The organism is Leisingera sp. ABM4_060, from assembly GCF_056158765.1.
In genome coordinates this window covers 209245-222998 of the sequence record NZ_JBSWTX010000001.1, presented here as the reverse complement: position 1 = coordinate 222998, position 13754 = coordinate 209245, and the positions used below count along the sequence as shown (strand labels likewise).

Below are 13754 nucleotides of genomic sequence, written 5' to 3'. Positions count from 1 at the left end.
ACTTACCGCATTTCGTTGACTAACAACATAGTTTCTATGCAGCTACGATAGAGGTTGAGGCCGAGGAGGACCAAATAGTGCCGTATGCGCCCTTTCTGTTTAAAGACATTGAAAAAAACTTCATGAAGAGCTTCTCAGAAGACGTAGGAAAGAGGGTCACAAAAAAGCAAGCAGCGGTGATGTCCCCTGAAAATGTGCTGACGTTCCAACATGGAAGACATTGGGATACTCCGGCGAATGAACTGGGGGACAAGTCGGGTGAGATGAAAGAGTTGAGTACCCTTAGTGACCTCCCACTGAAGGTTGTTGTTGCAGGCAACCCAATGGCGATATTTGAGTCCGCCGAGGGTATTTCAAATGAGATGCATGAGCAGATGATGGAGGTCGTAATCCACACTCTGTCCGTCAGCACTGAGAACTCAGGCAATGTGATCAACTCGGCGGGCAGGCCAATCCAAGAAACCTTTCTGGAGATGGTGGAAAACATGCCTTTATCATTGGACGAGAGCGGAGAAGTTTCGATGCCCTCATTGATGTTGCATCCCAGTCAAGCCTCAAAAGTGGTTGCAGAACTGGAGAGTGCCGGGCCGGAGTTCGAGGCCAAAATGGAGGACATGAAAGAACGCAAGAAGGTGGAGGCGCAGGAAAGGGAAAAACAAAGAATGGCAAGGTTTGAGCAAAGAGCAGTGTAGATGAACAAGGTTTGTTTGTGTGTCGGTGTTGGAAATTACGAAGTTGGGATTTTAAGAGAGAAGCCGCTACCCGGCACAATTACTGATGCGGAAAGGATGTTTGCGGCGCTCACGAACCCTAAAATCGGTGAGTGTGATCCGGCAACCTCAAGAAAGCTAATTGACCCGAGCCTCGCGGATGTACGTTCTGCGCTCGGCGATCTCATCTACGATGGTGGTGTAGATACGCTAAATTTGTTTTTTGCCTGTCATGGTGGAGTGCAAAACTCTGGTTATTTTCTAACTTGTCGGGACACTAATGCCGAACGGCTTGCGTTGACCGGTTTGTCATTTTCAGACTTGTTTCAGATGCTGAACGACGGCTGCATTAATCACACGAACATCATCATAGATGCATGTCATGCCGGAGGTATGGCCAGCGATCTGCCGAATTTGTTCAGGGCGCAGTCGCAGGGTCTGGCAGGGGCATTGAGCGTTTCTATTCTGACTTTGAGTGCCAGAGATGAATTCGCCGGTGAATATCGCGAGGGTGGTGTCGGCTCGACGGCGGTTCTGGGTTTCATGAACGGAAGTCAAGATGCGGGATCAAACAAGTCCCACCTTTCTCTGGATGACATCGGCAAGTGTTTAGAATTGGAACATGCAGAGCAGTCGGCCCGGGTTTGGTCCTTCAATATTTCGGGGACATCCAAGTTTTGTAGAAATGTTTTTGCGGCCGAAAACCGATCTGAAAAGGTATTTCCGGTTCCGAGCATTCAGCCTGAAGCTGTCGGTGAGTTGAGTGAGCAATCTCTCGAACAGTTGCTGGAAGCATATAAATCGCTCCCATCCCTTCTTGATTGCAGGAAGCTCCAGAATGCATCTGAGGCCGCACTCAGCGAGCTGTCGAATAGTTCCAACCAAGCGAGTTTTCTGTTGGGGATGTGCGACAGCACGGTTTTACGAGTTTCAGATCACGACGATGCGTTTGCCAAGGTCTATGTAATCTCAACATTTCTTTTTTTGTCGCAGCAGATTAGGTGCGAAAGTGAACGAGGTATCGTGCAGTCCTTTTTTTGGTCTCGGCTCGGTGAGGAATTGGATATTTCACTCACGTTTGTGTTGGATCAGCTCGGTGAACATGAGTACTTTCTTGTGTACGGTGGGGGAGGTTTCAGCGAATTTTTTTCATTGCCTATACGAATAACCCGTTTGGCAGCATGGGCTTTGTTCTACCTTGAAATCTCCGGCGACGACATGAGTGCTTTTCCAGCCTGTCGAGAAAAGGTTGAGAAAATTCTTGCGCATATTGAGGAAAAATACGCTTCGGCTTTTGATCTGGTTTCAGAGGAGCAAGCACCAGATTTGCTGTTGGTGAGCTCATTGGCAAAACGCCACGGGTTTTCTGATTGGGCAAAAAGGTTCGTAGGGTCGTTCTACAGCAACTACTTCTTCTTTGAGGGAAGGGTTGCAAAGTCAAGGCTTCCACCGGAGGACGTGTACGACTTCATGAAATTTCGCTGCGGGTCCACAGAGATTGATTCCAAACGTTTCAAGGCTAAGCCGAGTGAGCTTCTGTTTGTGCTTCTGCTCCACTACTTCAGCTATGACGACATGGAGACCATTAGATACGATTTCGTTGACTTAGACGGCGAACATGTCGGAACCTATGTTCCGGATACCTACTCTGACTTCACAGCGGAGGTTATCAGCCATGGCCGTAATCTCGGTTTCCACGTTGGGTTTGATGTCTTCACTTTGGGTGAGTTTGAGAGTTTTGTATATGATCATCTAAAGGGGGCAATCACCAGCGGGGCGCGAGATTGCACCAAACTTGATTTGTATATTTCGGTTATGGCTTCGCTCATTTATCCAGACAGGATGCCGTGGCATATTGTTGGCCGTTTGACCGAAGAAGTTCACTAGTTGAAGGAGTACCCGTTAGCGCGACTTTGCAAGTCGGTTCTTTTGCTCGTAACTGCATTGGCGCGTCGCGCGGCGAACGATAGCAAGGTCGAGAATACTCCATGCTGTAACTGCGTCAACATCTTGTGAAAACTCTTGGGTGTCCCCATTTCTGATGTATGAAAGACGAAGCCCCGTATTTTTGCGAGATCGGGCGCGAGAAGGCACGGTGGACCGATTTAACTCTGCGGGCTCACTATCCTTGCGCGCGAACGGAACTTTGGCAAATTGCCAAGCACAGCTACCTGCTCTTTGTGCCAATCGAGGATCTTGATGCGGATAAGCATCGAAGCTGGTTCGATGAGACTGTACGGCAGGTGGGGTGTCAGATCGCTCTTACCAACCTGCGTGTAGAGAATGCTATTCGGGTTCCGATCATTCAGGACGAGGATATTGGTGGGGCTCTGGCGGCGATGCCGCTGACCCGGGCGGATGTGGAACTCGTCCTTGCAGGGCGTTTTCCTGCGCTGCCACCAATCCGTCTCGCAAACGAGGGGCCTGGCAGCCGCCACTATACTTGCGACGGCCCCTTAGAGCCTGAACTTGGCGTGGCGGTGCAGGACATGCTGCAGAAAATACTGCCAGGCTTCGATGTAACATTGGAGGGCAAGGAACAATCTACCGAGACACCCTCCAACTCTCCCGATTCCAGAGATGGTCTCCGAACACAGCCATTGTCCCAGCGCCGTGATCTGCCTGAGTTCGTGGGCGATGAGGAAGCGGCATGGTTTGCGAATTTTGAGGCCATGATAGCCGGAGAGTTTAAGGCTGCGGACTTTCCAATCTGCCGCCGGGGGAATGCGACTGCCTGCTTCTTGCCGAGTTCGGTTGGCCAAACCGCCGACTTGCGGCAGGTGTTGATGGCCTTTGACGTCGTGTATCTCGAACTTCCGGTAATAGATATTCCTACCCCTGGCAGTGTCGAGGGGACCTTCGGTATCTCCAGGGTGGATCTGTTTGAACTTGTTCAATGCGGACGTGCCCGGATCGTAACACGGCAACCCGAGGAGCGTATCGATCGTGGCCTGCTGCGTGAGCTGCATGAGGTTCGTTCTGATGCGGTCGCCGGCCGACGGGCAACCGCGGGGGTGGTGGTGTCGGACCTCGTTCGTACAGTGCGGAACTCACTTTTTGCTCAGCCAGAGGTACGTTCCGTCTTGCCAGCGTTGTCAGAAGCGATTGCACGGCAATCCGGGCGCGATAACGCAGAAGAACTGCGCCGTCTTCTCTTGCCAGAAACCATGTTGCGGAGAGCGGTTCCATCCTTCCTGTCGCAAGGAATCTCGATGATTGGATCCGTCGGGGTAGGCGAGACTATTGCCAAAGACCTGGAGCGTTTGAAAAATAAAGATTTCCGGGTCGAGGCCTACCACTTTGCGGGCGATATTCACCTCGCCCACGCGCTCGGTGCGACACTTCTGCCGCGACCTGAGCAAGAACTTACGGAATCCTGGCTGCCGCTCATGAGGGGAATGGGCGAGATGCTTAACTTTCATGCTGGCTGCACGCCAGAAATGTTCGAAACATGGCAAGCGAACTCACGTGCGAGAGACCATGGCGAAGTCGTTTTGCCGCCTGTCCCGGTCTTCGCCTTCGAGGACCCTTGGCGGAACGATACCAGTTTGTGCGATGTACTTGATGTAACCACACGTGGTTCCGACCGGACCCGAGCGCTTGCTCTGATTTCCCGCCTTGCGAATTTGCCGCCTGAAGCACGGGTAGCGGAGGCTGATCGGCTCGCATCTGAGATGGGAACTTGGTTTGGAAAACGTCGCGGCCAAATCAATCGGATCGACTTCGCGGGCGAGGCAGCCGGAGTTTTGGGTATTCCCCTCGCTGGGTTGTTGCTCAAGGCTCTGTCGTTCGGCACAGAGCGCATTGCTTCACATTTTCCCGCGATTGATCAGTTCGCCGACGCCGTTTCCCGCACGGTTCGCCGAGGTCGGAATGAGGATATCGATCTGCTTGCAAAGGTTCACCGAGTAGCGCGCCTTCGTGTGAGTAAAGACAGCTCATAGTAGGATCGATGTTTGCGGACCTGCGTTGGGCGATTAAGTTCTAATACTATTCGTCAATGTTGAAAGGCGCGCGCGATGTCTCATGATCGGTCTCTTACACCGCTAGAGTTCTATGCCGTGCGGTGTTCGATCAGCTACGGAGAGGTTTGGATGACGCCTGATCGCCTCGCAGCAATCCTTCGCGACGGTGCAGAGCCCACCGACAGTGAAAGGGCGCAGTTGCTTCAAGGGCTGACGGAGACGCCAGCGACTTCCCTCAACAGAAACTCAGCTCAGGATTTGGCAGAAGTGTTGGGAGTGACACTGGACCAGCTCGACGCGCGTTGCCGGGCACTTTGCTATGGAAAAGGTATGGGTGAAAACGCCTTTTCAGTTCTCGAGCAGTTGATCGAAATCGGGATAATTGCCCGTTTCGGCAATGACCCAACAGGCCAAAAAGCCGTGCGAAAACTTGTGACTGAGGAGTTGCGAGCGCGGGGATGGTCTTTACCTCTCTATACCAGTCAGGACGGGTGAAGAGGGGTATATACTGTTATTGACTATTCCGCAGTAAAGCTATTCTCGATGTGAAATTGCCCCGCCCCTGATTGTTGCGTTTGAAACGGATATCCGGAAAAGGCCTGTGGACATTGCTATTTCATTCTTCAGATTATTTTGTCTGTTATTTTTGCGCGATCAAAATAAAACAGCCGTATACGTCTGATAAAAATCTATATATAGGATCGCCTGCCTGGATTTGCGCTTTATATTGATTTTTCGATCTCTAAATGCGATTCGGGAAAGGCGAATCAGCCTGTGTATGCGTAGTTCTGGAGATCGAAGATCGCAGCGGTCGGCCAAAAGTCGCGCTATCTGCGTGCTTTATCTTTCTCCAGAAACGCACGCCTGGCTGGCGATGCCGCCAAAGTTGATGCGAGGGGGAGTAATCATGATTTAGAGAAATCGCCTAATCCCGTGTGAAAAGGCAAAGGCCCGGAAGCGCCAACTTCCGAGCCCTTTGTGAAGACCGATGATCCCCATTGTTGGCCCATTGGTCGTCTTTTCCAAAGCAAAAGTCAACAGAAAACGCGTGCAGCCGCTGCTCGCGAACACTTCAACTTGGTTAAAGGAAACACCAATGAGTAGCTTTGAAAGCGCGGAGAATATCTCTGGCGTCAGCCTTCCCCTGATGTCACGCGCTACCCGCAAGATTGCGATGCGCTCCAGATTCAGCTGCCGCGGCTGGACAACCATTGTCAGGAAACAAGACGGTCGCCGATTTCGTGTCCAATTCGAAAGCCTGCTCGAATTGATGACCATCCAGATGGCAGTAACTCACCCAAGATTTGTAGATCTGATCGAGCAGCCATTCGAAGTATCATTTGTTGATGCGGTTGGCAGGAGAGCTCGGCACCACATTGATCTCCTGGTAGTTCTGGCTGATGGGCGCAAGCTTGCGATTGCAGTAAAGCCCGCAGCCAAAATGACCGCTGAATTCCATGAGAGGCTGGCTGCCGTGAAGCGGCACCTGACCAGCGATCAGGCGGATGATCTGATACTCGTTACGGATCAGGACTTTACACGGGCACAAGCGCAAAACGCCCGCCGCTATATCGACTTTTCCAGGAAACCTGATCCTGATGCCGACCGAGCGTTAGAGCGAGTGTTGGGCACCTTCTGCGGTACGATGAAGATCGCCGATCTCGCAGCTATGACAGGTTTAGCCGGAAGGGGGTATCGAGCGGCGTTTCGAGCTGCCTTCAGCGGTCACCTCCAGGTCTTGAGCGAGGGTATCATTGGCCAGCACAGCCTCGTGAAAGCGAGGGCAGCATGACAATACCATCCATACCGAAATCACGGCCTATCCTACGTTCGCTGCGCCCAGGGGCTACTGTCAGGATTGGATCTACGTCCTACACTCCTGAAGTCTCGGACTATAGCGGCACCACTCTCCGGCGGCTCGATCAAACTGAAATTGCTGAGTTTTTCAGCTGGGAAGATGTCGCCAAACTGCGAGCAAGCGGACAGTGGCGGTATACGCCACCCCCAGCCATGCGCACGGGCCCGGCTACCTACAATTGCGATCTGACACTCATCAAACCTAAAGAGCGGGCAAAGGTTGTTTTCATGGGACGGATTCTTTGCGCCATCCACGAACTTGAAACTGAATCCAGGCTTACGTTCACCGATAAGGGGCTTGAAGCGGCCTTGGCCGAAGTTCTTCCCAAGCTGTCAGAAGCGTTCAGAAACCAGCAGTTCCCTGATCGCGCGCCGAGATTTGGTGACCGCATCGAACTGCCTCAAGCGCCTTCGACCCGCTCTATTCGCCGGGTCTACCGCAAATTTGTCAGCGCAGGCTTTGATTTGCGCGTCTTGGTCCGCAAGAGGCATCCAGGCAAAGAGGCAAACCATTTCGAACCAGAGGTAGAAGAGCTCCTCCAACAAGGTATTCGTGAGTTCGCAAAGGAGGGCGGCAGTGACGCCCGAACCGTTGCAACGAATACCAGGCACATGCTCAAACGTGTCAGCTCAGCCAGAGTTGAAAAAGGGCTGCCAGCGTTTCCGGTCCCCAGTATCCGCACCATTGAGCGGCGCATTTCCAGCCTGGATCAGTTTGAAATGGTTGCCATGCGCGAAGGTATTGACGCCGCCCGGCGACGGTTTGTTTCCAGTGGTATCGGCATTCAGGAAATGGCACAATTTCCTGGGGAGCGCATTGAGATTGATGAATGGGAAGTCGATCTCTGGAGCTACTTTTCGCGCATTGGTTTGATGAGTGCGCTTCCTGCTGAAATCCGTTGTAACATCCCGAAAGGCCGTCGCTATCTGTATGCGGTCATTGATAGTGCGACGCGTTGCATCTTGGCTCTGGCAGTTGTCAAAAGCCCCAGTGCAGAAGCGGCCATGAGGGCCCTCCGCATGGCGTCCGTCGATAAGACCGATTTTGCACGCGCGTTTGGGGCAAAAAGTTCTTGGTCGTTTTGTGCCGGGTTTTCGACTGTGTGCGCGGACACCGGGGCAGCGTTTGTTTCCAATGATTTTATGGCAGGGGTGAACAGTATAGGCGCGACGATGCTGTTTCCGCCGGTGAAAATCCCGGAACTCCGGGCGCATCAAGAAAGGTTCTTCGGAAATCTAAGTCAGAACCTGATGCCATACCTTTCTGGCCGCACGTTTCACAACCCGCAGGCACGGGGGGATTATCCTACTGAGCAGCGTACCGCGCTGGATGATGAGGATCTAACGCGCGTGCTGACGCTCTATGTCGTAGACTATTATCACAATCGCCCGCATCGAGGCCTGAATGGTCAGACACCAGCCAATCGATGGCGGGAACTAGAGGAGCAATTCGCGGTTACAGAACCCGCCGATCTCCACACATTGCGAGCAGCGCTAGGCGTGGAATTCACACGCAAACCGTCGAAAAAGGGTGTTGAGCTGTTTTCGCATCATTATTCTTGTGATGCTCTGCGACAGCATTGGGCGCGCGGAAAACGGGCTGCGCTGCGGGTAAAAGCTGACCCGGCGGACATTGGTGCGGTTTCGATTGAGATTGACGGCAAGTGGGAGACTGCTGAAGCACTTTCTGCCACGCCTTTGTATGGCATTTCTTTGAACGAATGGATCACACAGTTCCGAGAAATTAAGCAGCGCTTTTCTCATGAGGCGGAACTCACGGAATCCATTCGTGATCGGGCCATCCAAGAAATCTGTGCGACCGACAAGGCCGCACGCATCCGCTCAGCAGTTTTGCCTGGGGAGCCATCCTATAAGCAGATCAAAGCTGTCCAAGCCAATTTGTTTAATGGCACCTTTTTTCGAACTGGCCCCGCGATCCTTGAAACTCCAGCAGAAGATTTCTTCGGTCAGAAAATCACGCTTCCCGAAAACCAAGCAAACTCTCTGGAGGCTTCTGTGGACGCTGCTGCCGGCGATGCGGGCGAAACAGATGAAACCATTTCAGACTCTGACGGCAGTGAATGGGGGTTCGATGATGAGTAAGAAAACCTCCATGATGACCGGTACGGGCGTTGATGATATTGACCGAAGACTTGCCACCCTTCGCGCACGGTTCTTCGCTCACCGGAACTATCGTGAACTGCAAGGCGCTTTCACTAGATTGCTCAATCGTCGTCGTGCTGATCTGGAGCTCGGCACGCAAAAGGAAACCCCTGGTATTGCAGTGATAGGTGACTCAGGATCGGGAAAGACCACGGCTGTGAGGCGTTTGTTTGCTACTCACCCAAATTTGCAGACTCTGCAGCCGGGCATGGAAAAAGCGGAAGCCGTCAGCTTGAGCGTTCCTTCGCCTGCCAGCGTCAAGTTTGTCGGCCTCGCCTGCCTGAATGTATTGGGATATCCTCTGCGCCGAGATCGGACTTCAGCGATCATCTGGGACTTGGTTCAGAAAAATCTACACCTGCGTCAGACGCTTGTTCTGCATTTTGATGAGGCCCAGGATTTCTGTGTCAACCAGAATCCACGAGAAATTCAGGCCGTCATCAATACGCTGAAGGCGTTGATGAACAACCCAAACTGGCCGGTCAGCACGATCTTAAGCGGCATGCCGCAGTTGTGTGACTTGATTAACAAAGATCCGCAGTTGGCTCGGCGCTTCACGCCTGTTCAGTTCACAAAGCTCGACCCTGCTCAGGACGGATCACCTATTAGGAAAATGGTGGTCAGTTACGCTGAGGCTGGCGATCTTTCAGTCGGTAGCGACTTGCAAGACGGGCAATTTGTGAGGCGGCTGATACATGCTGCGGATGGTGAGTTCGGCTTGACTGTTGAATTGCTTCTATCTGCTCTGGAAATCGCCATGCGTGCCGGGACAAATGAACTGGGTGCGTCCTGTTTTGTGCAGGCTTTTGCACAGCGGTCAGGTTGCGTTGCGGATTTCAACCCATTCCTGCGCGAAGACTATACATCCATCAATGCCCGCTTGCTGCTGCTTGGACGAGAACCTCAGGATGATGGCAAGGGGTTGGGCACATGAAGCATAGAGCCGTGACACCGCTTCAATTGACACTGCCTGCATTCCCCTACGAGCCTGCGCTTAGCCTGGCCTCCCGCATTGCAATGAAACATGGAATTGCCCCAGTTTCTGATTTGGTGAGCGATCTCGGGGCCAACTGGACCAATATAAATCGGGGGCGCACATCCGCAATAGAGCACTTTGCGAGAATTGTCGGAGCAGATGGTTCCCAGCTCGTACGTGAAGCCTTTTTGCCTCGTCCCGAGAGGCGTTTTGAGTTCCGCAGCCACCTTCTTGATCGACCTGTAAAGAACCGGAGCTACGTGCGTCTCTGTCCGCGTTGCATCGTCAACGATTATGAACAGGGTGGGCGGCTTGCTCGCCACAGCAGGGCACACTGGCAGCTAGCTCAGTTCCGAACTTGCCCGGAACACAATGTACCAATCTTGGCTTTGCCGTCTGGATCAGCGTTGCGTTACACTGTGGATTTCGCGCAGATCATTGCAGACCAATTCCAAGTCATTCAAAGCGCGGCGGAGGGGGCCGAAACCCGTTCAGCTGACTTTGAAACATGGCTACTACACCGGTTGGCAGGGCAACGAACCGGCCACTGGCTGGATCAGCTCGAAATCAGTGTTGTTGCGTTACTTTGTGAAAAGGCTGGCGCAGCGTTGACCTTCGGTGCTCAAGCGTCTCCTAGTCGGCTTGATGAGGGTGAACTATCAATTGCGACCGAAGCCGCGTTTCATAGTCTCTTTCGCTCGGATAAAGGATTGGAGCCTTTGCTCACCGAGATATGGGAAGAACGCGCTTCTGATCGTTCTGGCCACTACGCTGCGTTTGGAATTTTCGGGCGCTGGCTCGAAAAGGTAAAAGCGGACCTGCGCTATGAAAGTATTCTCGACGAAGCGGCCGAGTTTGTTTTCAACCATCATCCGATACCGGAAGGGGAAACTATTTATGGGCGAAACTGCAAGGAGCGCAAATTTCATACTGTAAGCAGCGCCGCAGCCGAATACGGGCTAAATATCTCCCGGGCGGAGCGAATTCTGAAAAAGATGACAGGAAACAGCAGATCTCTCGCGGTCGAAGACGTAGATACGCTGCTGTCAGGGATCAGTTCGCATTTACCACGGGTACAGGCTGCTAAGCGGCTTGGTGTTTCGGGGGAGATGTTCGACCGCTTTAAGCGCATTGATTTGGTTCGCTCCGTCGTGAGAATGGAAAACGTGGCGGAAATCTTTGATGTGGGCGAGCTTGATAGCTTGCGTGAAGCTGTTTTCCGCCGGGTACAAATGCTGCAAAGCCTCCCGCCTAGATGCTCACCTATTGCCGCTGCCGCAGGTGCCGTGTCACTTCCGTCTGAGATGATCATAGAGATGCTGGCTCAGCAAAAAATCGAGTTTGTTGGCCAACTGCCTGGCAGCGAAAATATGTACGACTTGATTGTAAGTCGGGACGAACTGCGCCGCATCGTTTTTGGTCCTGAGATTTGGCCCCCAGAAGGACAACTGACGCTCTCACAAGCAAGGGCTGCCCTGAAATTGAACGCCTCAACAGTGGCGTGGCTTGTGCGCGAAGGGTATTTGTTGGGAACTCAGTGTTGGCGCCCGAGCCGCCGTCAGCATTGTCGATTGTTCGCTTTCACGGAAATTGACCGGTTCGCCGGCAAATATGTGTCGCTCGGCTCGCTGGCTGCCGAGGCAGGAATTCAAGCCAACCACGTTGCCCGCAGGTTGGAGAGGCAGGGCATCTATCCGCTTGGCTTCCCAAGCCATTTGAGCAAGATCTACCTCAGAGAAGCTGTCCACCCACCTGATCATGTTGGCAGGCCGACGCATTCTCCTTCGCGTGAATGAGATTCGTCAGTCAAAAACAGGACAAAGTGATGAGCGAGAGATTCTGGGAAGCACTCACGGCTGGAGCGGCAGCCACTAGAAAGTTTACGGATGAGCTTTGGAAGGTTTGGAGATGGTTCGGCATCGGGATGCTTGGCCTTCACACTTATGACGCCACAGCGGATGTCAGGGCCCTAATTTTTGGGCTCGGAATGTCTGTTGTTGGGGTGGTTGCACTCGCAAGCTGGATCTTTGGCAGTATCGTCCCTGGTGTGACAAGAAAAGGAAGGGTATCTGGGGTGGCAGCCGGTGTAGCGATCTTCTTGGGGATCTTCCTTATTTCCGTTTACTTTGCCGTACAGCTCTGGGCCGTCGTAGCTCTGCTGGCACTGCCTGTATTTTCGATGCAGTAGTCTTACGCCAACGTCTAAATCGGGAAAGCACCGCTTCACCAGCGGTGCTTTTTCATTGCGACTGGTTCATTTTGTTCGGAAGCAATGGACAACATTTCTGTCAACAATGGACAGTTGCTTGTCACGCGAGAGCATGCCTATCTAATGATTTCAATACGTTGCTGAGCTCGCAATGGACAACTATCGTGTCACCTGACACCCTTGGCCCCTGCCCGCGCGCCCGAAGGGCGGTTCCACCATTCCGGCCAGGCCGCCCTTTACACCTCCCTCACGGCTGAAGGCGCAGGCATCGCCATCAAACGCTGCCTTGCGCCCGGCGGCCCGCCCCGGATCATCCAGCCGCTGCGCGTCACGGCTGAGCGGATCCTCGACCTGCGCGGCCGCCCCGAAGCCTCCGCCATCTGGCAGGAGATCCGCGCAACCGGCGCCCCCTCCCCGACCTGGGCATTCTCGGACAGCGCCCGCAGCGGCGGTGCGCAGGGGTTGCTTTATTCTTCGCGCTCCCGCCCGGATCTGGCCCATCTGGTCCTGTTTGCAGACGCTCCGGCAGTGGCAACCACCGCAGGCCCGGCGCAGCCCTGGCATCCCCCAGCCTGACAGCTGCGCCCGGCAAAGGCCTGCCCGCGTCCGAATGACACAGCCCCGCTTAACGCGCTGGAAACAGGATATTTTCAAGCTTTCCCCGCGTTCTTTGCGCCGCCCGTCCGGCAGTATCTAAAATTCGAACCAAACGCAGCGCAGCCTTAATCCGGCATTAGGCAAATCACCGCAAAACCACCGGCAGAACATCACAAATGATTACTGGTCCGCCGGGGGGCTCACATGGCAATTCGTACCTTAAGCGCGTTCAACGCAAACGCTTTGACCGTGGACGCCAGCTCGCCCCACATGCCCTCAGGCAGCGCGATCATCAACAACTCCGACACCCCGACCGGCACAATCTTTGTCTATGATGGCAGCTATCAGATCGAGCAGGTCACCCTGGACGACACCGCAGGCGATGCCGACACAATGGAAGACGACATGGCGGCGGGCCATACCATCGTCGATGGCGGCTCCATGGTGGACAGCGGCACCCCGGTCGAGGCGGAATCGCACCATTACGTGCAGGAGATGGACAGCTCCGGCAATCTTGTCGGCCCGGTCATCACCATCACCGTGTTCTCCCGGAATGGCGTCACCCAGGATGTCTGGGGGTTTTCCACCGACACCGCCCTGAAGGACGGCGCGCGCTACAAGAAGGTCTCCGGCAGCAACACTGGCTCCTCGGCCTATGACAGCTTTGTCCCCTGCTTCACCGCCGGCACGGAGATCTGCACCGACACCGGCCTGCGCCCGGTAGAGCGGCTGCGTCCCGGCGACCGGGTGCTGACCCGCGACAACGGTTTTCAGCCGGTGCTGTGGGCCGGCATCCGCCAGATCAGCCCGGACTGGCTGCAGGCCTGCCCGCACCTGCAGCCGGTGCGCATTGCGGCCGGCGCTTTCGGCCCCGTCCAGCCTGCCCGCGACCTCTGGGTATCGCCGCAGCACCGGCTGCTGCTGAAAGGCGCCGCCTGCCAGATGATGTTCGGCGAGCCCGAAGTGTTTGCCGCCGCCAGCCATCTGCAGCCCCGCTGCGGCGTCGCGCAGCAGCAGGTGGCGCGCACAACCTACGTGCACCTGCTGTTCGAAGACCACCAGGCGGTGTTCTCCAACGGCATGTGGACCGAAAGCTTTCAGCCCGGCCTGCGCACGGTCCGCGGCAGCGGCAGCGCCGCCCGCGCCGAAATCCTGGCCCTGTTCCCGGAGCTGGAGCACGGCCTGGGCAGCGCCTATCCGCCCGCCCGCATGGTTCTGAAACAAAAGGAAAGCCGGCTGCTCGCAGCCCTGTCCGCGGCCGGCACCGCATCTTGACC

At 54.4% G+C, this 13754-nt stretch carries 11 protein-coding genes; all 11 read left to right on the top strand.

From position 1 onward, the window contains the following. The first annotated feature begins 77 nt into the window (after nt 1-77). The gene (locus ACXAEH_RS00955) at nt 78-692 is read left to right on the top strand and encodes a hypothetical protein (protein ID WP_475030625.1); all 615 of its coding nucleotides are present in this window, start codon (nt 78-80) and stop codon (nt 690-692) included. Continuing rightward, nucleotides 693-2597, top strand: a complete 1905-nt coding sequence (locus ACXAEH_RS00950) for a caspase family protein (RefSeq protein ID WP_475030624.1) — start codon at nt 693-695, stop codon at nt 2595-2597. Between the two features lie 158 nt (nt 2598-2755). Continuing rightward, entirely contained in the window at nt 2756-4654 is a 1899-nt protein-coding gene (locus ACXAEH_RS00945) for a hypothetical protein (protein ID WP_475030623.1), read from the top strand. 150 nt (nt 4655-4804) lie between these two features. Next, nucleotides 4805-5170 (top strand): hypothetical protein, encoded by a 366-nt coding sequence (locus ACXAEH_RS00940; RefSeq protein ID WP_475030622.1) that lies wholly within the window; start codon nt 4805-4807, stop codon nt 5168-5170. A gap of 493 nt (nt 5171-5663) precedes the next feature. Continuing rightward, nucleotides 5664-6467 (top strand): hypothetical protein, encoded by an 804-nt coding sequence (locus tag ACXAEH_RS00935; protein ID WP_475030621.1) that lies wholly within the window; start codon nt 5664-5666, stop codon nt 6465-6467. Nucleotides 6468-6760: 293 nt separating this feature from the next. After that, nucleotides 6761-8635 (top strand): hypothetical protein, encoded by a 1875-nt coding sequence (locus ACXAEH_RS00930; RefSeq protein WP_475030620.1) that lies wholly within the window; start codon nt 6761-6763, stop codon nt 8633-8635. Beyond that, nucleotides 8628-9629 (top strand): TniB family NTP-binding protein, encoded by a 1002-nt coding sequence (locus tag ACXAEH_RS00925; RefSeq protein ID WP_475030619.1) that lies wholly within the window; start codon nt 8628-8630, stop codon nt 9627-9629. Before ACXAEH_RS00930 ends, ACXAEH_RS00925 begins: the two co-directional genes overlap by 8 nt. Continuing rightward, complete coding sequence (locus ACXAEH_RS00920) at nt 9626-11467, top strand: TniQ family protein (RefSeq protein WP_475030618.1); 1842 nt, start codon at nt 9626-9628, stop codon at nt 11465-11467. Before ACXAEH_RS00925 ends, ACXAEH_RS00920 begins: the two co-directional genes overlap by 4 nt. Nucleotides 11468-11496: 29 nt before the next feature. Beyond that, nucleotides 11497-11859 (top strand): hypothetical protein, encoded by a 363-nt coding sequence (locus ACXAEH_RS00915; protein WP_475030617.1) that lies wholly within the window; start codon nt 11497-11499, stop codon nt 11857-11859. Between the two features lie 201 nt (nt 11860-12060). After that, on the top strand, nt 12061-12456 hold the full coding sequence (locus ACXAEH_RS00910; protein WP_475030616.1) for an RES family NAD+ phosphorylase: 396 nt from the start codon (nt 12061-12063) through the stop codon (nt 12454-12456). A gap of 225 nt (nt 12457-12681) precedes the next feature. Further along, entirely contained in the window at nt 12682-13752 is a 1071-nt protein-coding gene (locus ACXAEH_RS00905; RefSeq protein ID WP_475030615.1) for a Hint domain-containing protein, read from the top strand. Nucleotides 13753-13754 lie beyond the last annotated feature (2 nt).

Bases quoted from the DNA above. Each gene is read 5' to 3' on its own strand.
- ACXAEH_RS00925 (WP_475030619.1), top strand. From the start codon at position 8,628: ATGAGTAAGAAAACCTCCATGATGACCGGTACGGGCGTTGATGATATT.
- ACXAEH_RS00905 (WP_475030615.1), top strand. From the start codon at position 12,682: ATGGCAATTCGTACCTTAAGCGCGTTCAACGCAAACGCTTTGACCGTG.
- ACXAEH_RS00930 (WP_475030620.1), top strand. From the start codon at position 6,761: ATGGGACGGATTCTTTGCGCCATCCACGAACTTGAAACTGAATCCAGG.
- ACXAEH_RS00915 (WP_475030617.1), top strand. From the start codon at position 11,497: ATGAGCGAGAGATTCTGGGAAGCACTCACGGCTGGAGCGGCAGCCACT.
- ACXAEH_RS00935 (WP_475030621.1), top strand. From the start codon at position 5,664: ATGATCCCCATTGTTGGCCCATTGGTCGTCTTTTCCAAAGCAAAAGTC.
- ACXAEH_RS00945 (WP_475030623.1), top strand. From the start codon at position 2,756: ATGAAAGACGAAGCCCCGTATTTTTGCGAGATCGGGCGCGAGAAGGCA.
- ACXAEH_RS00920 (WP_475030618.1), top strand. From the start codon at position 9,626: ATGAAGCATAGAGCCGTGACACCGCTTCAATTGACACTGCCTGCATTC.
- ACXAEH_RS00950 (WP_475030624.1), top strand. From the start codon at position 693: ATGAACAAGGTTTGTTTGTGTGTCGGTGTTGGAAATTACGAAGTTGGG.
- ACXAEH_RS00940 (WP_475030622.1), top strand. From the start codon at position 4,805: ATGACGCCTGATCGCCTCGCAGCAATCCTTCGCGACGGTGCAGAGCCC.